Annotated in this window: 18 protein-coding genes; 3 read left to right on the forward strand and 15 right to left on the reverse strand. The window is 60.5% G+C overall.

The window, feature by feature from the left end; translation table 11 throughout:
- Positions 1-34: 34 nt before the first annotated feature.
- Genes pcaF through HCG46_RS12145 form a run of 3 tightly spaced genes read right to left on the reverse strand, consistent with a single transcriptional unit; the run spans position 35 to position 2,640 of the window.
- Positions 35-1,237, reverse strand: a complete 1,203-nt coding sequence (gene pcaF / locus HCG46_RS12135) for a 3-oxoadipyl-CoA thiolase (protein WP_152508494.1) — start codon at positions 1,235-1,237, stop codon at positions 35-37.
- 1 nt (position 1,238) lies between these two features.
- Complete coding sequence (locus HCG46_RS12140; protein WP_023002267.1) at positions 1,239-1,907, reverse strand: 3-oxoacid CoA-transferase subunit B; 669 nt, start codon at positions 1,905-1,907, stop codon at positions 1,239-1,241.
- A gap of 1 nt (position 1,908) precedes the next feature.
- A complete protein-coding gene (locus HCG46_RS12145) occupies positions 1,909-2,640 on the reverse strand; it encodes a 3-oxoacid CoA-transferase subunit A (RefSeq protein WP_152508495.1) in 732 nt (243 codons plus the stop codon).
- Positions 2,641-2,845: 205 nt separating this feature from the next.
- Here HCG46_RS12145 and HCG46_RS12150 point away from each other — a divergent pair, with 205 nt between their 5' ends.
- Complete coding sequence (locus HCG46_RS12150) at positions 2,846-3,604, forward strand: IclR family transcriptional regulator C-terminal domain-containing protein (RefSeq protein WP_168686391.1); 759 nt, start codon at positions 2,846-2,848, stop codon at positions 3,602-3,604.
- A 323-nt stretch (positions 3,605-3,927) separates the two neighbouring features.
- Here the strand turns inward: HCG46_RS12150 and HCG46_RS12155 are convergent, their stop codons facing one another.
- From HCG46_RS12155 to HCG46_RS12200, 10 genes are all read right to left on the reverse strand, one after another.
- Entirely contained in the window at positions 3,928-5,421 is a 1,494-nt protein-coding gene (locus HCG46_RS12155; RefSeq protein ID WP_168686392.1) for a TIGR01777 family oxidoreductase, read from the reverse strand.
- 2 nt (positions 5,422-5,423) lie between these two features.
- Complete coding sequence (locus tag HCG46_RS12160) at positions 5,424-6,071, reverse strand: DUF4166 domain-containing protein (protein ID WP_168686393.1); 648 nt, start codon at positions 6,069-6,071, stop codon at positions 5,424-5,426.
- Between the two features lie 175 nt (positions 6,072-6,246).
- Positions 6,247-6,804: a MarR family transcriptional regulator gene (locus HCG46_RS12165; protein WP_022999787.1), complete on the reverse strand. Its 558-nt coding sequence runs from the start codon at positions 6,802-6,804 to the stop codon at positions 6,247-6,249.
- Positions 6,805-6,894: 90 nt separating this feature from the next.
- On the reverse strand, positions 6,895-7,365 hold the full coding sequence (locus HCG46_RS12170; RefSeq protein WP_083660681.1) for a MerR family transcriptional regulator: 471 nt from the start codon (positions 7,363-7,365) through the stop codon (positions 6,895-6,897).
- A 167-nt stretch (positions 7,366-7,532) separates the two neighbouring features.
- A complete protein-coding gene (locus HCG46_RS12175) occupies positions 7,533-8,306 on the reverse strand; it encodes an SDR family oxidoreductase (protein ID WP_022999785.1) in 774 nt (257 codons plus the stop codon).
- Positions 8,307-8,414: 108 nt separating this feature from the next.
- Complete coding sequence (locus tag HCG46_RS12180) at positions 8,415-9,194, reverse strand: SDR family oxidoreductase (protein ID WP_168686394.1); 780 nt, start codon at positions 9,192-9,194, stop codon at positions 8,415-8,417.
- A complete protein-coding gene (locus tag HCG46_RS12185; protein WP_168686395.1) occupies positions 9,187-10,080 on the reverse strand; it encodes an aldose 1-epimerase in 894 nt (297 codons plus the stop codon). The genes HCG46_RS12180 and HCG46_RS12185 overlap by 8 nt, the downstream gene beginning before the upstream one ends.
- Complete coding sequence (araH, locus tag HCG46_RS12190; protein WP_168686396.1) at positions 10,080-11,021, reverse strand: L-arabinose ABC transporter permease AraH; 942 nt, start codon at positions 11,019-11,021, stop codon at positions 10,080-10,082. Before araH ends, HCG46_RS12185 begins: the two co-directional genes overlap by 1 nt.
- 15 nt (positions 11,022-11,036) lie before the next feature.
- Positions 11,037-12,542, reverse strand: coding sequence for an L-arabinose ABC transporter ATP-binding protein AraG (gene araG / locus HCG46_RS12195; protein WP_168686397.1), 1,506 nt, complete (start codon positions 12,540-12,542; stop codon positions 11,037-11,039).
- Between the two features lie 68 nt (positions 12,543-12,610).
- On the reverse strand, positions 12,611-13,594 hold the full coding sequence (locus HCG46_RS12200) for an arabinose ABC transporter substrate-binding protein (protein WP_022999780.1): 984 nt from the start codon (positions 13,592-13,594) through the stop codon (positions 12,611-12,613).
- A 224-nt stretch (positions 13,595-13,818) separates the two neighbouring features.
- Between HCG46_RS12200 and HCG46_RS12205 the strand changes: the two genes are divergently transcribed.
- On the forward strand, positions 13,819-14,568 hold the full coding sequence (locus HCG46_RS12205) for a FadR/GntR family transcriptional regulator (protein ID WP_168686680.1): 750 nt from the start codon (positions 13,819-13,821) through the stop codon (positions 14,566-14,568).
- A gap of 52 nt (positions 14,569-14,620) precedes the next feature.
- Positions 14,621-15,769 (forward strand): galactonate dehydratase, encoded by a 1,149-nt coding sequence (gene dgoD / locus HCG46_RS12210; protein ID WP_168686398.1) that lies wholly within the window; start codon positions 14,621-14,623, stop codon positions 15,767-15,769.
- Between the two features lie 35 nt (positions 15,770-15,804).
- On the opposite strand, the gene HCG46_RS12215 is transcribed toward dgoD, so the two are convergent.
- Positions 15,805-18,480, reverse strand: a complete 2,676-nt coding sequence (locus HCG46_RS12215) for an EAL domain-containing protein (protein WP_168686399.1) — start codon at positions 18,478-18,480, stop codon at positions 15,805-15,807.
- 163 nt (positions 18,481-18,643) lie between these two features.
- Complete coding sequence (locus HCG46_RS12220) at positions 18,644-19,549, reverse strand: EamA family transporter (RefSeq protein ID WP_022999776.1); 906 nt, start codon at positions 19,547-19,549, stop codon at positions 18,644-18,646.
- Positions 19,550-19,647: the final 98 nt, after the last annotated feature.

Genomic DNA, 19,647 nt, shown 5'->3' on the forward strand with positions numbered 1-19,647 from the left:
CCGGCCGTTCCACCTGACAATTGCCGATCGATAATCAGACGCCTTCGAGCGCGATCGCGATACCCTGGCCGACACCGATGCACATTGTTGCAAGGGCGCGCTTTTCGCCGCGCTGCTGCAGCTCCAGTGCAGCCGTGCCGGCAATACGTGCGCCCGACATGCCGAGCGGGTGCCCGAGTGCGATGGCGCCGCCGTTCGGATTGACGTGGGGTGCATCCTCGGCAATTCCGAGCTGGCGCAGGACGGCAATGCCCTGGCTTGCGAAGGCTTCGTTGAGTTCGACAACATCGAAATCTGTCGGCTTGATGCCAAGACGTTCGCACAGCTTTTTGGTTGCCGGTGCCGGGCCGATACCCATGATGCGCGGTTCGACACCTGCCGTCGCACCGCCGGAAATGCGGGCGATCGGCGTCAGACCGTACTTGCGGATCGCTGCCTCGGACGCAACGATCAGGGCTGCCGCGCCGTCATTGACGCCGGACGCGTTGCCCGCGGTGACGCTGCCGCCTTCTCGGAAGGGTGCCCGCAGTTTGGCCAGAGCTTCCAGCGAGGTTGCGCGCGGATGTTCGTCCCTGTCGACGACAATCGGATCGCCCTTGCGCTGGGGGATGGTCACCGGCGTGATTTCCCGTGCCAGACGTCCGTTTTCCTGTGCTGCCGCCGCCTTTTCTTGCGAGCGCAGGGCAAAGGCGTCCTGGTCTTCGCGGGAGACGGCATAGTCTTCGGCAACATTCTCGCCGGTTTCGGGCATGGAATCGATGCCGTATTGCTTCTTCATCAGCGGATTGACGAAACGCCAACCGATGGTGGTGTCGAAAATCTCGTTCTGGCGTGAAAACGCTGTTTCCGCCTTGGGCATGACGAAGGGAGCGCGGGACATGGATTCCACGCCGCCGGCAATCGCCAGCTCCATTTCACCCGCCTTGATGGCCCGAGCCGCACTGATGACCGCATCCATGCCCGAACCGCACAGGCGGTTCAACGTGGTGCCGGGCACGGTTTCCGGCAGCCCGGCAAGCAGCAGGCTCATGCGCGCCACGTTGCGGTTGTCTTCACCAGCCTGGTTGGCACAGCCGAAAAAGACTTCCTCGACCGCCGCCCAATCCATGTCCTGATTACGCTCCATCAGCGCTTTCAGCGGAATGGCGCCAAGGTCATCGGCGCGGACGGAGGACAGCGCCCCGCCGAAGCGGCCGATGGGCGTACGGATATAGTCGCAGATAAAGGCTTCAGCCATTTCACACCTCGGGAACAACAAGATCGGCGACAGCGCCGGGAACAAGAAGCTCAGCACCGGTCACCGCCTGAAGATCTTCAAGCGACAGGCCGGGCAGTTTTTCACGCAGCACGAAGCGGCCGTTCTCGATATCGATCACCGCAAGGCTGGTATAGACACGAGTCACGCAGCCGACACCGGTGAGCGGCAGCGAACAGCGCTTGACCAGTTTCGGCTGGCCGTTCTTGGTGACGTGGTCGGTGATAACGGCAACCCGCTTGGCACCATGCACGAGATCCATCGCCCCGCCGACTGCAGGCACGCCCTTGGGGCCGGTCGACCAGTTGGCTAGGTCGCCGTTTTCGGCAATTTCATAAGCGCCCAGAATGGCCACATCCAGATGACCGCCGCGCACCATCGCGAAGCTGTCGGCATGGTGGAAAAAGGCCGCGCCTGGCTTCAGCGTGACGGCTTTCTTGCCGGCGTTGATCAGGTCCCAGTCCTCCGAACCAGGCTCCGGGGCCTGGCCGAAGCCCAGAAGTCCGTTCTCGGTGTGAAAGATTGCCTCGCGTCCCTCTGGCTGAAACTGGGCGACCTTTTCCGGGAAGCCGATGCCGAGGTTCACATAGGCGCCGTCGGCAATATCCTGTGCCGCGCGCCAGGCAATCTGGTTGTTTGAAAGCTTTTCCATCTCAGGCCTCCAGCGGATAGGCGGCATTGGCGCGGTTGAGGTCTTCTTCCTGCAGCGGATTGGCCACCTCAACGATCTTTTGTACGAAGATACCCGGCGTGACGACGACCTCGGGGTCGATCCCGCCCGCTTCGACGATCCGGCTTGCCTGCACGATGGCCTCCGCGGCAGCCATACACATCAGCGGATTGAAGTTACGGGCTGCCATGCGATAGGTCAGGTTGCCAAAGGTATCCGCTGTTTCGGCTTTCACCAGCGCAACATCTGCCTTCAGCCAGCGTTCCTGCACGTACATGCGGCCGTCGAATTCGCCGACGGGCTTGTCCTTTGCCAGATCCGTACCGTAGGACGACGGCGTGTAGAAGGCGGGAATACCCGCACCGCCCGCGCGGATCCGCTCCGCGAGCGTGCCCTGGGGCACCAGCTCCAGCTCGATGCCGCCTGCAAGGTACATCTCGGTAAAGACCACCGGATCGGCAGAGCGCGGGAAAGAGCAGATCAACTTGCGCACCATGCCCGCCTCGATGAGCGCAGCCAGGCCGACATGGCCGTTGCCGGCATTGTTGTTGATGACCACGAGGTCCTTCGGATGCCCCGTTTCGCGATAGCGGTCGATCAGCGCATGGATCAGCTCGATGGGAGATCCGGAACCGCCGAAGCCGCCGATCATCACCGTCATGCCGTCCTCGATCCCCGCCACGGCGGTGGCAAGGTCGGAAACCGTCTTGTCCATCTTTGTCTCCTTTTCGGGCAACGCCCGGAGCTTCCTGCGTGCGCCTTGAGTGAGCAAGGTTCCAACACCTCAAGGCCGACCAGATTTCGCCCCTTGTCGTGTCCATGGAGATAGCGACGGCAGGTGTCTTTCGTCCAATTGATTTGTGCGATATGATTCATTTGTTTACATATCGCACAAATCAATATCAGCAAGAGACCGGCGAATGATTGCAGAGCGGGACATCATGGGGGGCCTGGCCAAGGGCCTGCAGGTTATCGAAACCTTCACCGCAGACCGTCCTCGCCAGTCGATCTCCGAAGTCTCGAACGCATCCGGTCTCGACCGGGCAACCTCCCGCCGGTGCCTTCTGACATTGGCCCATCTCGGGTATGCAAACTGGGACGGCAAGTATTTCACCCTGACGCCGCAGGTGCTGCGGCTGGGGACTGCCTGCCTTGCCACCATGCCCTTGCCACGTGTGGTGCAACCCCTGCTCGACCGCCTGTCGGAACAGATCGGGGAAAGCTCGTCGGTGTCGATCCTCGACGGTGACGAGATCGTCTATGTGGCACGGGCCGCCCGAACGAAAGTCATGTCGATCGCGCTGATGCCGGGCTCGCGGTTGCCGGCTCATTGCTCCTCCATGGGCCGCATCATGCTGGCCGCCCTGCCGGAGAGCGAGGCGCGGGCAAGGCTGGAAGCCATGACCCTGACAGCACTGACGCCAAAGACCCTCACCCGGGTGGACGCCATTCTGGCCGAACTTGCCAGTATCCGCAGCCAGGGGTTCGCAACGATCGATCAGGAAGTCGAACCAGGACTGTGCTCCATCGCGGTTCCGGTGCTGAATTCCCACGGCCAAACGATTGCTGCGCTCAATGTCGGCTACGCCAGCACGTCCGCCACGCCGGAAACGGCAAAAACAAAGTTCCTGCCCGCCCTCCTGAAGGTCCAGTCGGAATTGCGTCCGCTTCTGACGTGAGCAGCATTTGAGTGCAAGAGCAGATGGGTGTGCTTGCGAAACGCCTCCCTCTCGGTTGCACTTCGCCTGCAGGTTCGCACTCAACCTTCTCCCTCGCCTTCTCCTTCGTCATCCCGGACGCAGCGCAGCGAAGATCCGGGATCGGAGAGCCGAGGTTTTCCAATAGAGGACAATACAGCACTGCCTGTGGCTCTCCGATCCCGGCTCGCGCTTCGCTTGGCCGGGATGACGATGGACAGGAGATCGTGAGTCGGGGCAGCCGGTGTCAGCCGGCTGCCCCTTTTTGATCGCAGATCATGATCTTTTGATCTCGTCCCATCCGCCTATGCCAATGACCGGGCTTCTTGTTCCTCAGTCCGAACCAAGCCTGCCCTTGCGCCCGTGATCACCTGCAGCATCGGGGCAAGTTCCGGGCGACGAAACCTGAAACCTGCGGCGACCAGTTTCGCCGGCACCACACGCTGGCCAGCCAGCATCGTCTCCCGGCCCATGTCGCCGAGCGCCGTCGACAACAACCAGGCAGGCAGACGGATGTAGGCCGGGCGGTGAAGCGCCTTGGCCAGAGCCCTCGTGAATTCCGCATTTCGAACCGGCACGGGTGCCGTGGCGTTGACGGGGCCGGACAAATTTTCATCGGCCACCGTGCGGGCAATGATACGGACCAAGTCGTCCCGCTCGATCCAGGACATCCACTGGCGGCCAGAGCCCATCGCCCCGCCACCACCGAATTCAAACGGCGTTAGCAGCTTTGCCAGAATGCCACCCTCGACACCGAGAACGAGACCGATCCGCAAGATCACGACTCGCACTCCGTCCCGCTCCACCTTTTGGGCCGCCTGTTCCCAGCGCTCGCAAACTTCGTGGACGAAGGCAGGTTCGAAGTTTGCGTCTTCGGTCAGGGTTTCATCACCGCGCAGACCGTACCAGCCGATGGCAGACCCGTTGATCAGGCAGGCTGGTTTCGTGTCGAGGCGCTCGATCAGCGCCCGCAATGCTTCGGTCATTTCAACACGGGAGCCGATGATCCGGTCGCGTTTGCGGCTCGTCCACAAGCCACTCGCGATCGGGTCTCCTGCCAGGTTGACGATGGCATCGAAGCGCTCGGCATTGTGGATCCGGTCAAGACTTGTGATCACACGGACAGGGTGTTCCAGCTCATCCGCCTTGCGCAGGTCTCGCGTGAGAACCGTGACGAAATGCCCCCCTCTCACCAGCGCTTCCACCAGCCGCTGACCTATGAACCCGGTGCCGCCCGTCACAAGGATATGCCGGCGCGGTGGCAGGGCTGCAACCAGTCCCGCCGGATCTGGACCACCAAGCCTGTCGCTGCGCGCTGCAGCAAGCAGGTCCCGCGCGCTGAAGAGCCCGACACCAAGCGCCGAAACCGTGGAAAGCACACTCCACCAGCCGTAGCTGACGGGCACCAGCGCGCTGGGGAGGAACGACCATTGCCACAGAACCGGCGCGGCCAGGACCAGGATCGCACCATAGTTCAAGGCCAGCAGCGTGTGGTTGATCCTTTCGGTCCATGGCAGCTTTCGGGTCATGTCTTCTTCGACAAAATCCCAAAGCGTGATCAGCACCTCGGCGACAAGGATTGCCGTCAACAGCATGGTGAAGACCCCATGCGGTTCCAGCCAGCCGAAGCAGAGGAAGATCACCGCGTAGAAGAAATTGCGCACACCGTGCAACCGCAGTTCGGTTTTCTGCGACGGACGCCAAGCCAGGCGTTCGCTGCCTTCATGGTGCACAAGCGTATCGAATGCGCCCATGAATATCTGGATGGAGATCAACGTCCAGAGAACGGGATTATCCATGATCAAGTCTCCATGTCATGAAAGAGTGCGTCCTGGTGAACCAGTTCACCGAAGACGCGGCTCTTGAGGGAAAGGGTGAACAGGAAACGGTCCTTGCCGAGATCCCGGTGCGTGATCGTCAAAGCTCCGGGCCGGAGCCAGGCGGGCAGCCGCAACCGCCACCGTCCGGCCTGCAGAAAATAGTGGTCGCTTTCGAAACTGAGGCCGTCTGTCAGGGCATTCACCCGCAGTGCCATGCCAATCCCCGCACCGATATATTCCTCAATGCCGGTTGGGCCTTCGAACCGCTTGGAACTGTGGATCACCTGAGGAAAGCCAGAGCTACGCCCGTATTGGCGGATCCAGAACTGGCCATCGCTCGCAATATCTTCTGTGACGGTGACGACGGCAGGCTGGTTGAAAGAGGATCTGTCAAAGGGAAGTGGACCGCCGACAAGCCGCGCGAGCTGCGCCAGAATGCTTCCGGCAAGGTTCATCCGCATGGTCACGACCAGGCCTTGATAGACGACACTTGCCCCGCCGCTCAGGCGTTTGCCGAACCGGCGGCGGACGGTCGCTGGCAGGCCATGCCAGGCAGCTTCTCCCAGAAGGTCGCGAAAACGGCGGTCGCCAGCTTGGAGCCGCTCCAGAGTGGCGCTTGCGTTTCGCATTTCCAATCCCTCCTGTTATGTCGGTTATTTCTGTATAAAGAGAAATTACGTGGCAAAAAATTTTGAGCCTGAATTCGAGTGGCAAGCCTACTGGCCTCTCACCCGATCTTATCTCGCTGTCCGGCACTTCCATGGGAGCTTCCAGGTAAGGCGAAGACCTGGCTCGCCCCAGCTGTCAGCCCTTCTTGCCGCCGATCTTGAGCAGCGAGAGAACCTTGTCGCCCATCTTCATCAAGCTGGCGAGTTTCGACTTCGGCACGCTCAGCATCTGCTCCGACCAGCGATCGGCGGTGGTCAGAAACTGGTGCATCTCCTGCATCCGCTCCAGAGCAACGGGATCAAGCGTCTTCTCCTTTTCCGCCTGGCGCACACAGACATCGATAGCGCGGATCGCCGGATCGATCTCCCGTTCCTTGCGGCCCTTCGCAATCAGCAGCGCCATTTCCCAGACGTCGGTCTCGGCCACGAAGTGCTCCCGGCGATCCCCCGCGACAGGCACTCTCTGGATCAGCCGCCATCCGACAAGTTCCTTCAGGGAGTTGGAGACATTGGACCGGGCAATGCCCAGTTCCTCGGAAATCTGCTCCGCATTCATCGGCACCGGGCTCAGGAACAGCAATGCATGGATCTGCGCTACCGAACGGTTGACGCTCCACTGGCTGCCCATGTCCCCCCAATAGAGGATGAACTTCTCTTTTGCCGAAGGATCGGCTTTGTCGGTAATTTCTGTCATGACAGAAATCTATGACGAAAATCGATTGATGTCAATGGCGAAGTTCGCCAGGGGATGCGGCGCGTGTCAAAAAATCAGCAAGTCAGCCCGTCAGCGCCCGCTTGCGTGAGGCTCCAGGTCGGCAAGGCCCCTGCCGGGCGTGCCAGAACCCCGGCCTGGAACAGGGGCATTCATCCCGGATCCGGCGCCATCTTTCTCATCCGCACTCACCGAGAGAGCTTCTTCCAGCACGGCCAGGCGGTCGAGAATGGCTTCGCGTTTCGCTTCAAGATCGGCGCTGAGCCGGTCGATGTGCTCAAGCTTTTTCAGAAGCTGCGGAATACCGCCTTCGCAAGGCCCGGATCCTTCGTCCGACAGACAGGCGGCCATCGCACGAACTTCGCGCGTCGAAAAACCCGTGGCAATGAAATCGCGGATCCGGGCGGCACGGCGCAAGTCCGCGGCACTATAGCTGCGATAGCCATTTTCCGAACGGCGAGCTTCCATCAGGCCCGACTTTTCATAGTGGCGCAGCATCCGTTCCGTAATGCCAAGCCGTTCGGCTGCTTCCTTGATCTGCATGTCGACCCCTTTCAACACCGGACTAAGGTGCGGACCCTAGCACCTTGACACTAGTGTCAGGGTCAAGCCCTGTTTTCCCGGAAGTGCTCGCTTCAGGCCTTCAAGTGGCGAGGGGCACCCTCCCCATCAAGGGGAGGATGCCCATTTTTGCCCTTGGTCACAAATGCTCAGCCTGCCTGGCCCCGAAGCGACCAGCCACCGTCAATCGTGATCACCTGTGCGGTGAGCCACTCGTTGGCGGAGCTGCCGAGCTGCAAGATCCACGGCACAAGATCGGACGTCAGTCCGCGCCGTCCCATCGGAACCTGAGCTGCTTCTGTTTCCTCGATGGTTTGCGCGACTTCCGGCGGCAGGCCCATCATGCCCGTGAGAGCGCCGCTCTTGACGGGACCGGGAGAGACGGCGTTCACCCGTACTCCGTCGCCTGCAAGCTCGATGGCCCAGGACCGTGTCAGATGCTCAAGCGCCGCCTTTGTGGCCGCATAGTGCGCCAGGCCCGGCGCCGCATTCTGGGAGACGGCCGTTCCGATGTTGACGACAGCCCCCTTGCTGTCCCGCAGGGCCGACTGGGCTTCCTTCAACAGAAGAGACGGCGCAACGATATTCACCGCACAGATTTCCGAAAGCGTTTCGGCATCATAGGCCTCGATGGGCAGCGGCTTGCCCGCGCCCGCATTGTTGACGACAAGGTCCAGGCGGCCCCATCGTCCCAGTGCCGCCTCGACAGCGCGCCGGCTGCCGGCCGGGTCGGCACTGTCGGCTTGCACGGCCTCGATTGCCTCGCTCTTGCCGGCAACACCGGCAAGCTTTGAAGCATCACGTCCGGTGATGACAACATTCGCCCCCTGCCCGGTCAATGCCAGCGCGGTGGCCTCTCCAATTCCGGAGCTTCCGCCTGTTACGATGGCAACCTTGCCCTGCCAGTTTGTCCGTTCATTCATCTTGGCTTGCTTTCCTGAATTAACACCTGCGCATTGCGCGCCAAGCCGGTGTTAGCCGGTTGACGTTAGTGTCAGGGTCAAGCCCGATTTATTGAAAAAATAACCGCATCAAGCTGGGTGCTGCTGGACGCTGAGGCCGCCATCGACAGTCAGACAGGCAGCGTTCATGAAGGGGCATTCGTCGGAAATCATGAAGACAGCCGCTCTGGCGATTTCTTCAGGCGTGGCGATACGCCCGCCCGGATGCAGTCGCAAGGTCTCCTGCCGGGCAGCCTCGGGATCGGGAAAACTGTTCCAGTACTCGACCACCTTCTGGGTCTGGACATAGCCCGGCGCCAGGGCATTCACCCGGACATTCCGTGCAGCATATTCCAGCGCAAGGGACTTGGTGAGCCCTAGCAGGGCGTGTTTGGCCAGCGGGTAGGGAAAGGTGTGCGGGATGATGGTGAAAGCATGCGTGGAGGCGATATTGAGAATGACCCCGCCACCCTGTTCAAGCAGACCCGGCAACACGGCTCGGGCGCAATTCCACGCCCCCTTCAGGTTGACGTCGAAGCAGCGGTTCCAGTCTTCATCGCTCAGGGACAAAGGCTCGTCGAAAACATTTATCCCGGCATTGTTGATGAGCGCGTTCAACGGACCGATGGTCTCCTGCGCGCGAGCGACCACAGCGGCAACGTCATCCGTGTTCGTGATGTCCCCGGCAAGAGCCGTCAGATACTCTCCTTCCCCACCCAGATCCGCGACACTGCGGGCAAGAAGTGCTTCGTCCCGGTCCATCAGAACCACGGCAGCGCCTTCGCCGAGACAGGCTCGGACGATGGCAAGACCAATGCCCTGTGCGGCGCCAGTGATCAGGATACGCTTTCCTGAAAGCCGATCAGCCATCGTTTTTCTCCCCGGTCTCCAACACATGCAGAAATGTCATCTTTATCGTTCCCGCCAGTTCCTCCCCCGGCTCCAGAACGCTCAGGCCACCGAGATCCGGCAGATTGTGACCGTTCGGCAGATGGCTCATGGGTTCCAGACAGACAAAGTCTGCAGGTGCCTGCGGGGCAAAGATCATCATCACGTCGAACACCGGATCGCAGCTGAGATCAAGAGCGAGCTCAATATCCGGCCAGTGTAGCCGGGCCTTGCCGGAAAAACCGCCGAAGGCATTGTTGATCCAGCGCGGCGGCATGATACGCGGCATCGAAAAATCGAGTTCGGAAGGAATATGCTGCAGACCGTCCGGAAGATGTCCCTCGCCTTCACGCCACATGTCTTGCACCCTCGTCTGCAGGGTCATGTCGGGCGCTCGCCGGAAAAACGGATGAAACCCGATGCCGAACGGCAGGGCCTTATTGCCAAGGTTCGTCACGCGAAGGCTCAGGGACAGGCAGCCCTCATCCAGATGAACCTTCTGGTGCGCCTTGAAGGCATAGGGACTATGGGAGGGTTGCTCCCTGACCAGGTCCAGCTCAAGCGAATTGCCGGTCTTTTCCGTCAGGTTCCAGGTATCCAGCCAGCCGTCACCATGCAGAACAAGCGGTTCGTCGGTGTTGGGCTGAAGTGTGAAGCTCTCCCTCCGGAAGGTGAAGCGATTGCCGGCGATCCGATTTCCGAAGGGCACGAGGGGAAAACAGGCTGCCTTCCCCTCCGGTCCACCGGCAGCTTGCAGGATCGGCGAGCCTCGCCACGCGGCCTGGACAATTGAACCTCCCGCAGGGCTGGCGGTGACCACCAGATCCCCTTGCGCGAGCGTCCAGTCCTGCCCGGCCCCCACGGACATCAGCGGCTTGCCGTGGAGCGCAGATTGTCGAGAAGAACCGCGATGAGCAGGATCAGGCCACGCACGACATACTGGTAGAAGGCCTGAATGTTCAGGAGGTTCATGACATTTTCGGCAATGCCCATGATCATGACGCCGACAATGACACCCGTCATGGCGGCGCGGCCACCGGCCAGGGAGACTCCGCCGAGGACACAGGCGGAAATCACCGAGAGTTCAAGGCCGGTGGCTGCATTCGGTTGGCCGGATGTGATGCGGGAGGCAAGCATGATGCCTGCGACAGCGCAGATCAGGCCCTGCAAGGCAAAGATCCAGATCCGCATGGACACCACATTCACCCCGGCAAGACGGGCCGCTTCCGGATTACCGCCAATCGCCAGCGTGTTCTTGCCGAAGACCGTGCGGTTCAGCAGAAAACCGAAAGCGATGAAAAGCGCACCCATGACCCAGATCGGCGTGGGGATGCCCACGAAGCGGGACAGCGCGAGCTGGTAGAATCCGGGGTCGTTGATGCCGACGGCCCGGCCGTCGGACACGATCAGCGCCAGTCCCCGGACAATCTGCATGGTGGCCAGGGTTGTGATCAGCGCGTTGATGCGGAAACAGGCGATGACGAAGCCGTTGACCGCACCCACCAACGCACCGCTAAGCAAAGCTATGATGAGCCCCATAACGATGGAGCCGGTCATGTTGGAAGCAATGACGGCGATCATGCCGGTGAATGCGACCGTCGATCCGACCGAAAGGTCGAAATCGCGCGAAGCGAGGCAGAACATCATCGTGCAGGCGACAATGCCGATTGTCACCACCGACTGCAGCAGGCCGAGGATGTTGCGCTCGGTGAGAAAGTTGGGAACGGTCAGGGAAACGATTGCGAAGGCCACCGCGAAGATGACGACAAGGCCCTGGTCTCCGAGCAAAATTTTCTTGAGAGAATTCATCTGAAACGGCCCCGTTCACACCGTGTGGGCAGCATTTCTGTCCGGCAAGGCCAGGGTCAGAATGTTGCGCTCTTCAAAGGTTTCCCGCGCGAATTGGCCGACCATGCGGCCTTCGCACATGACGATGATGCGGTCGGAAATACCCATCACTTCGGGCAGCTCGCTGGAAACGACCACGATGGCCATACCGCCTTCCGCAAGCTCGTAGAGGATGTCGTAAATCTCCGACTTGGCGCCGACGTCGATGCCGCGTGTCGGCTCGTCGACAATCAGCACCTTCACACCCTGTTCCGACAGCCAGCGGCCCAGAATGACCTTCTGCTGATTGCCGCCAGAGAGATTGACGATGTCCTGCTTCCGCGATGGCGTGCGCACCTTGAGCCGGGCGATGAAGCGATCCGCAAGAGCTGCTTCCTTGCCAAGCTGGAGAATGCCGAAGGAGGACATGTGCCTGCGTGAGGAAATGGCTATGTTTTCCTCGATGGACCGCCCCTGGATGATGCCGTCGTGTTTCCGGTCTTCCGGACACAACACGAGCCCTGCATTGATGGCACCGCGTGGATTGTCCGCAGGCACTTCCTTGCCGTCGATGGAGACCGTGCCGCCGCGCCGCGTGTCCGCACCATAGACAAGGCGCATCAACTCGCTGCGTCCGGCGCCAATCAGGCCGAAGAAGCCCAGGATTTCGCCCTGCCGAACCGAGAATTCGGCCAGTCCGGGAAGCTTTTCGCCGCACATGCCGGACACTTCCAGCCGCACCGGCCCGAACGAACGCTCACGCCAGCCCCAGATGTTGCCTATTTCACGCCCGACCATCTCGGCGATGATCTGGTCGCGGGTCACATTGGCAATGTCGGGGTGATGGGCCGCAAGACGGCCATCCCGCAAAACCGTCAGGCTGTCGCAGAGGTGGAAGATTTCCTCCAGCCGGTGAGACACATAGAGGATCACCGTGCCCTTGGCCTTCAACCGGGCGATCAGCTTGAACAGGATCTCGCTTTCCCTGGAGGACAGGGATGACGTCGGCTCGTCCAGTGCGATGACCCGGGCCTCCATCATCACGGCCTTGGCGATTTCCACCATCTGGCGCGCACCGATGGACAGCGAAGCGACCTTGGCATTGGGATCGACATCGACGCCGATCTCCTCAAGCCGGTTGCGCACGGTCTCGACCAATCGCCGGCCTTCGAGGACGCCACCCCGGTTGGGAAACCGGCCCAGCCAGAGATTTTCCGCCACCGTCAGCTCCGGCACCAGCTGAAGTTCCTGGTGGATCACGATCACTCCGGCCTCGAAGGCATCGCGCACAGACCCGTAGTTCTGCTCGATCCCGTCGATGGAAATGGATCCGCTGTCCGCGGACTGATCGCCGGATAGCACCCGGATCAGGGTGGACTTGCCGGCACCGTTCTCGCCCATCAACCCATGTACGGCTCCCTTCTCCACCGAGAAGGAGATGTCCGACAGGGCCTGAACGCCCGGGTAGCTCTTGGATATGTTTTGTACTGACAGATAAGACATGACGCTCGCGCAACAGTTCCCCGGCGACCGCAAGACCGGTCGCCGGATCAGGTGTCAGTCGGGACGGATCACTCGATGCCCAGGTCCTTGCGCACATCCACATAAGTGTCGCGCAGGGCCAGCGAGCCGGACGTCAGGATGAGCGGCTCCGGTGCCTTGTTGTTGGCAATCCACTCGTACATGTTGAGTGCGGTTTCATAACCGTGGCGCTTCGGCGAGATAATGACCGTACCGTAGAAACCGGTCGCGCTCGGTTTCTTGAACTCGTTGATGGCCGATTCAGCACCGCCGATGCCAACGCCAATGACGTTCTCAGCCGGAATGCCGACCGATTCCGTGGCCCGGACTGCGCCGAGAACGGCTTCGTCGTTCAGGCCGAAGGCAATCCACTTCTTCACGTCCGCGTGCTGGTTGAGCACGGTGGTGGCAGCGTTCAGAGCCGCTTCGGTATCGGTCTTGGCCTGGGGCGCGTCATAGATGTTTTCCGCGGGGAAGCCAGCAGCCGTCAGAGCTGCGATAGCGCCTTCGACCCGATCGACGGCCGTCGGAAGCTGGTCGTAGGAAACGCGGATCGCGCCCACTTCGGACATGTCCCAGCCGCGCGCCTCGATCTCGGCCGCAATGGACTGGCCAACGGTCTCGCCGATCTTTATCGCGGAAATGCCCATGTGCGGCACGCTTTCAATGGGTTCGCCATCGGCGCCGACAAGTCGGTCATCCACAGTCATCAGCTTCAGGTCGTTGGCGGCTGCCTTGGCCACGATCCCCGGTCCGAGCTTCACATCCGGCACGCAGATGATGAAGCCCTGCGCGCCCTGCGCACCCAGGTTATCGATCGCTGCCTGAACCTTCTCTCCATCCGGTGCACCGATTTCAACAAGGGTAAACCCTTTTTCCTCGGCAGCCTTCTGGGCGAACTTCCACTCGTCCTGGAACCAGGGCTCCTCCGGCTGCTTGACGACGAAACCGATTTTCACGTCAGCGGCATGGGCAGAACCGACGAGGGCAAGGGCCATCACTCCGGTCAGAACGGCTTTCTTCAACACACGCATTGCAGAACCTCCCAATTCATTTCGAGGCGCCCAGCCTCCCGGGGCGCTTCAACAGACCTACTGTGAATCATCATACCAGTCAATTGCCTTTGTATGATGTATCGGATAAGGTTGCCAGACATTCGATGACGGACAGTGAAACGCGCAGTTCGCGCAGCGCAAAAAATCCGCTAAAAATGCGGGATCTCATTCCGCCACAAACAGGGAGCAGGCCATTGGAAACGTTGAGGGAGGAGACAGCGACCGCTGATCAGAACAGTGGCAAGCGCCCTCGCGTGCGAAAGAATGTGACGGCGGCACTGGCGGAAGACATCTGCTCTGAAAAATATCCGGTTGGCGCTCAGCTCCCGCGGGAAAACGACCTGTGCGAAATCTATGGCGTCAGCCGCACGGTCATTCGCGAATCCATCAAGGTTCTGGAATCCAAAGGCATGCTGCGGGTGAAGCCTCGCGTGGGAACCGTGGTGACCGACCGGGAGGACTGGAACATACTGGATGGGGAAGTGCTCGATTGGATCGGCCCCTTCATCCATGAGTTCAACCTGCTTGGATGCATCCTGGAAGCCCGGCGCACGATTGAGCCGGCAGCAGCGGAATTTGCGGCCAAACGTGCCACCTTGCAGGAAATTGCGGCGCTGGAAGCGGCCTGGATGCGGATGCGCGACTCAAATTCCGACCCTGAGGCCTTCACCGAGGCGGACGTCGATTTCCATAGCGTACTTATGGCCGCCAGCCACAATCAGGTGTTTCGGCGTCTTTCCAGTGCCATTCATACGGCCCTGCATTATACGCTGCATGCGTCCAACACTGCGGTGGAGAGCCGGGACCTTGCCGTCGAACTGCATGGCGAACTTGTGGATGCCCTGCGTCTGCGCGATGCACCGCGAGCCCGGGAAGCCTCGAACCGGATGCTGGACCTGGCCGAGCATGACCTGACTGCGGCCCAGGCTGCTGCAGGGCGTGTCGATCTCTGACCACCCCTTCGCCTGCCGCCCGATGACGTCGCTTTTGCCGGAAACTTAAAGAATGAAGATCACCAAACTCACGACCTATATCGTGCCGCCGCGCTGGCTTTTCCTGAAGATCGAAACCGATGAAGGCGTCACCGGCTGGGGCGAACCCGTGGTGGAAGGCCGTGCCCTGACCACGGAAGCGGCTGTCCATGAACTTTCCGACTATCTCATCGGCAAGGATCCCTTCTTGATCGAGGACCATTGGACGGTGCTTTATCGAGGCGGATTTTACCGAGGCGGCGCAATACACATGAGCGCCCTTGCGGGCATCGACCAGGCCTTGTGGGACATCAAGGGGAAGGCTCTCGGCCAGCCGGTTCACTCGCTGCTTGGCGGCCAGGTGCGGGACAGGATCAAGGTCTATTCCTGGATCGGTGGCGACAGGCCTTCGGAGCTGGCGGACAACGCCAGGCAGGTGGTCGAGCGCGGCTTCAAGGCGCTGAAAATGAACGGCTGCGCCGAGCTCCAGATCGTCGACAGCAACTCACGGCTGGACAAGGCTGTGGAGGCGATCGCGAGCGTGCGCGAAGCCGTTGGTCCGGACATCGGCATCGCAGTAGACTTCCACGGGCGGGTGCACAAGCCCATGGCCAAGGTCCTGGCGCGGGAACTTGATCCCTACAAGCTGATGTTCATTGAAGAACCGGTGCTTTCCGAAAACAAGGAAGCCCTGCGCGATATCGTCAATCACACCTCGACGCCGATTGCCCTTGGCGAAAGGCTTTATTCCCGCTGGGACTTCAAGTCGGTTTTGTCCGACGGCTATGTGGACATCATACAGCCGGATCTGTCACACGCGGGCGGGATCACGGAATGCCGGAAGATCGCTGCGATGGCCGAGGCTTACGATGTTGCGCTCGCGCCTCATTGCCCGCTTGGCCCCATCGCCCTTGCCGCCTGCCTCCAGGTCGATGCGGTGTCCTACAATGCTTTCATTCAGGAACAGAGCCTCGGTATCCATTACAACAAGTCCAACGACCTGCTGGACTACATCACCAATGCCGGTGTCTTCGCCTATGCGGACGGCTTTGCCGCCATCCCGCAGGGACCAGGCCTAGGCATCGAGGTGAACGAGGATTATGTCGTCGAGCGCGCCAAGGAAGGCCACCGCTGGCGCAATCCCATATGGCGTCATGAAGACGGAAGTCTCGCCGAGTGGTGACCTGAGCGACCTTGCATGAACCCTGACGGGGCGTCTCAGGACGCCTCGCGCCAGCGCTCCTCGCGAACGAACTCGATCAGCCTGTCCGAGGGCATCGCCGGTGCAAAGGCATAGCCTTGCAGGGCATCGCAGCCGAGATCACGCAGGATCCTGGCATGCTCCATGGTTTCCACGCCTTCGGCGACAACCTTGATGCCGAGCGACTGCCCGATTTCGATGATCGATGCCACCAGGCGGCGCTGGCCTTCCGAATGGGTGATCGGGATGACCAGCTGACGATCGATCTTCAGCCGTTTCGGACGCAGGTGAATGAGGCTGACGATGGAGGCATAGCCCGTGCCGAAATCATCGATCTCGATGTCGATGCCCATGTCCCGCAGGTGTTCGAAATTGGCGGCGATAAGATCGTTCTTGTCGTCCAAAAAGATGGATTCCAGAAGTTCGAAGGACAGTGACCCGGGCTCGAAGGCAAGACCGTCGAGGCTCTGCATCAGGTTTGCGTCGTTGAGCCTGCCAGCCGACACGTTGACCGACATTTTCGGAATATGGATCCCGGCTGCCTTCCAGCGCGCGGACTGCCACAGGGTCTGTTCCAGAATAATCCGGTCGATCAGCGGCACCACATTGAGCTCGTCGGCCGTTTTCAGGAATACGTCCGGTGTCAGAATGCCTTCGGTGGGATGGTTCCAGCGCGCCAGTGCCTCGACACCGGTGATCGCCAGCGTTCTCGCATCGAACTGCGGCTGGAAGTACGGCAGGAATTCCTGACGCTCCAATGCACACAGGATGTCGTCGGCAACCTGCTTGTTGCGGACGATTTCCGACTTCAGCGTGTCGGAGAAGAATTCGAACCGGTTGCGGCCGTTGCTCTTGGCCCGGTAGAGCGCGATGTCCGCATCGACCAGCAGGTGCCGACCGTAGTCGCTCAAGGTCGTGTCGGCCATGGCAATGCCGATGGACACGCCGAAGCGGCATTGATGATTTTCGAAAGTCACCGGCTGACGCATCTGCTCGATGATCTTTTCAGCAAGGGCGGCCAGGCTTTTCTCGTCGGTCGACTCGGTGATGGCAATGACGAATTCGTCACCGCCGATGCGGGCCACGAACTCGCTGGAACTGACGTTTTCCATCAGCACCGATGCGGCATGTGTAAGCATCGAGTCGCCGGCAGCGTGGCCAAGTGTGTCGTTGATATGCTTGAAGCGATCGAGATCGATATGCAGCAGCGCCGTCGGCTTGTGCGGGGCCTGCTCGTCCAATAGCTGCCGGTCCAGGAACCGGCGGTTCGGGAGACCGGTCAGACTGTCGTGCAGCGAATGGTGCTCCATCAGCGCACGGGCATCCTCCAGTTCGCGGTTCCGGTCTTCGGCATTCTGCTTGGCGTTGAGCAACCGGGTCTTGAGCTGGAAATCCCGAGAAACATCCCAGTTGACGCCCAGTATGTAACGTTGGCCGCGAGTGTTGGTGTGAACGGCGCCGATGGCCCGGATCCAGCGGGTGGAGCCGTCCTGAAGGATCACACGGAAGTCGGAATGATAAGTTCCGCCGGTGTCGATCGCGTCCCAATATTCCTTTTCGGCGCGCTTCAGATCCTCCGGGTGCAGGCACTCGGACCAAACATCGTATTGCGACGTGTCGCGCCACTCCGGGATATCGTAAAGCTCCCGCATCCGGCTGTCCCAGGTCAACACACCGGTGTCCAGGTTCAGTTCCCAGATGCCTATCTTGGAGGTATCGAGGGCCAGCTTCAGGCGCTGAGACAGGCCTTCCATCTGCACCTGGCGGCGTCTCAGTTCGCGGATATGCCCGCGCCGCTGATCGTACAGCTGTCCGGCGATGAAGATCGGCAACAGGACCAGCAGCCCTCCGGCCAGCATCAACAGCCGGACTTTCCAGGCGTTGTCCGGCATTGCCGACCAACCGCCACGCGGGATCGCCGCAATCCGCCAACGCCCGGTCGGCAGAACCACCTCGGACAACACCGGGTTCTGGGACAGAATGTTCTCGTCCCCGAAGAAAACCGACTTGTCCGCCATGGTCGCATCTCGGCCCATGATCGCGATTTCCACCGGGAGCGCGGCGTCCAGCAAGCCGCTGTCCGCATAAAGCCTGTCGGCGTCGACGACAGCAGCAACCAGCCCCCAAAGGCGCCTTGTGCCATCATCATTTTCGGTAAAGACAGGGAAGCGCCCGACGAACCCCTTGCCCCCCTGCAAGAGATCGACGGGACCGGCGAGCACCATCTCGCCCGAATTCACCGCCCGAAGGGCCGCATCACGCTGCTGCTCGTTTTTCCGATAATCGAGCCCGATGGCCTTTTCGTTGCCGGTCATCGGATACATCAGCCTGACGACAAGATCCGGTGCGCCGGCGACATTGCGAAGCTGCGAGTGATTGCCGATGAGACCGCTGGATATCCGGCCGAACTGGTCCTGATCAATATCCGGCTGTGTCGCAATCAGCGCAACAAGCCCCCGGACAAGCTGCAGGTTGCTGTTGATGTTGCCTTCCAGCCGGGCACGGACAATGCCGAGTTGCTCGGCGACATTCGCGCGCGCACTCTGCAGATGCACGGACCGGTTCTGAACTTCCGCGAATATTCCGGCAGCAATTGTCACGGCAAGGGCAATGCCGATCGCCGCAACGCTGGCCAGGCTGGGCCGTGTCAGAATATGACTGGCTCCAATTCGGGAAAAAAATGTCTTCGGCATCTCATCTCGTTAGGTCGAGAAATCTCCAATGGCCAACGATCAGGACACCGCAGTCTTGGAGCTTATCTCAGAATAACCTTAAAAACGAAACAAATGCCTAAAGGTCACTTTACAGTTTGACTGAAGGGATTGAGCGATATTGCTTCAGAGCTTTTGTGCTGTTCTAACGCAGCAGGATAACCCCCACGACCGCCGCAACGATGAGCATGCAGCCGAAAATCTCGGACCGGGCGATCGCTTCCTTGAACACCAGCCATGACACCAGAAAGGTGAACACGAGTTCGACCTGGGCAAGTGCGCGCACATAGGCAACGTTTTGCAGCGTCATTGCCGTGAACCAGCCGACAGACCCGGCCACGCCGGAAGCGCCAACCCAGACGGCTGCTCGCCAGGCGCGAAGACTGGCACGCAACTGGTCGGGTTCACGCAGCACCATCCAGCTTGCCATGACGATTGTCTGGAAAGCCGTTGCATAAACCAGCGCGTAGGCGGCCTGCATCGGTACCCCGGTGCCTTCCAGCGACAGTGAAGCCGTGCGATAGGCGACGGCGGACGCACCGAAAAAGGCAGCCGAGGCAAGGCCGATCAATGCAGGACGTCCGACTAGCGACGTGCGGATGGCAGCCAGTGTCAACGGAACCCGTGCCAGGGAAATGACCACCACACCGATGACGCCGACCAGAATGCACAGTCCAGCCGCCAGGGAAATGTGTTCGCCGAGAACGACGAAGCCGAAGAGCGCCGCCTGGATCGGTTCTGTCTTGGAATAGGCGGTCCCGACGGCAAAGTTGCGGAAGGAGAACAGGTGGATCAGCAGAAACGTGCCGAGAATCTGCGCCAGACCACCCAGGGCACCGGCAATCAAAAGCGTTGGTGTCGGTTCAGGCAGCGGGAACTTGAACACGACGTGCAGCACGGCGGCATAGGCGATCGCAAAAGGCACGCCGTAGCCGAACCGCACAAATGTTGCCCCGGTGGTGCCAAGCTGACCTTTCAGGTGTTTCTGGAGGGCCGTGCGCAGGTTCTGGCAGAACGCTGCTGCAATGGTGATCGGGATCCATAATTCCACGGAACGTACTCTTGTCGATTTTGTTGAATTGATTTCACCCTAGCGATTTGGTCGCCGCTTTAAACTGCCGTGATCGCAACCAACATTTTATTTTTTCT

This window comes from Labrenzia sp. PO1 (assembly GCF_012273635.1).
Taxonomy (GTDB): Bacteria; Pseudomonadota; Alphaproteobacteria; order Rhizobiales; family Stappiaceae; genus Roseibium; species Roseibium algicola.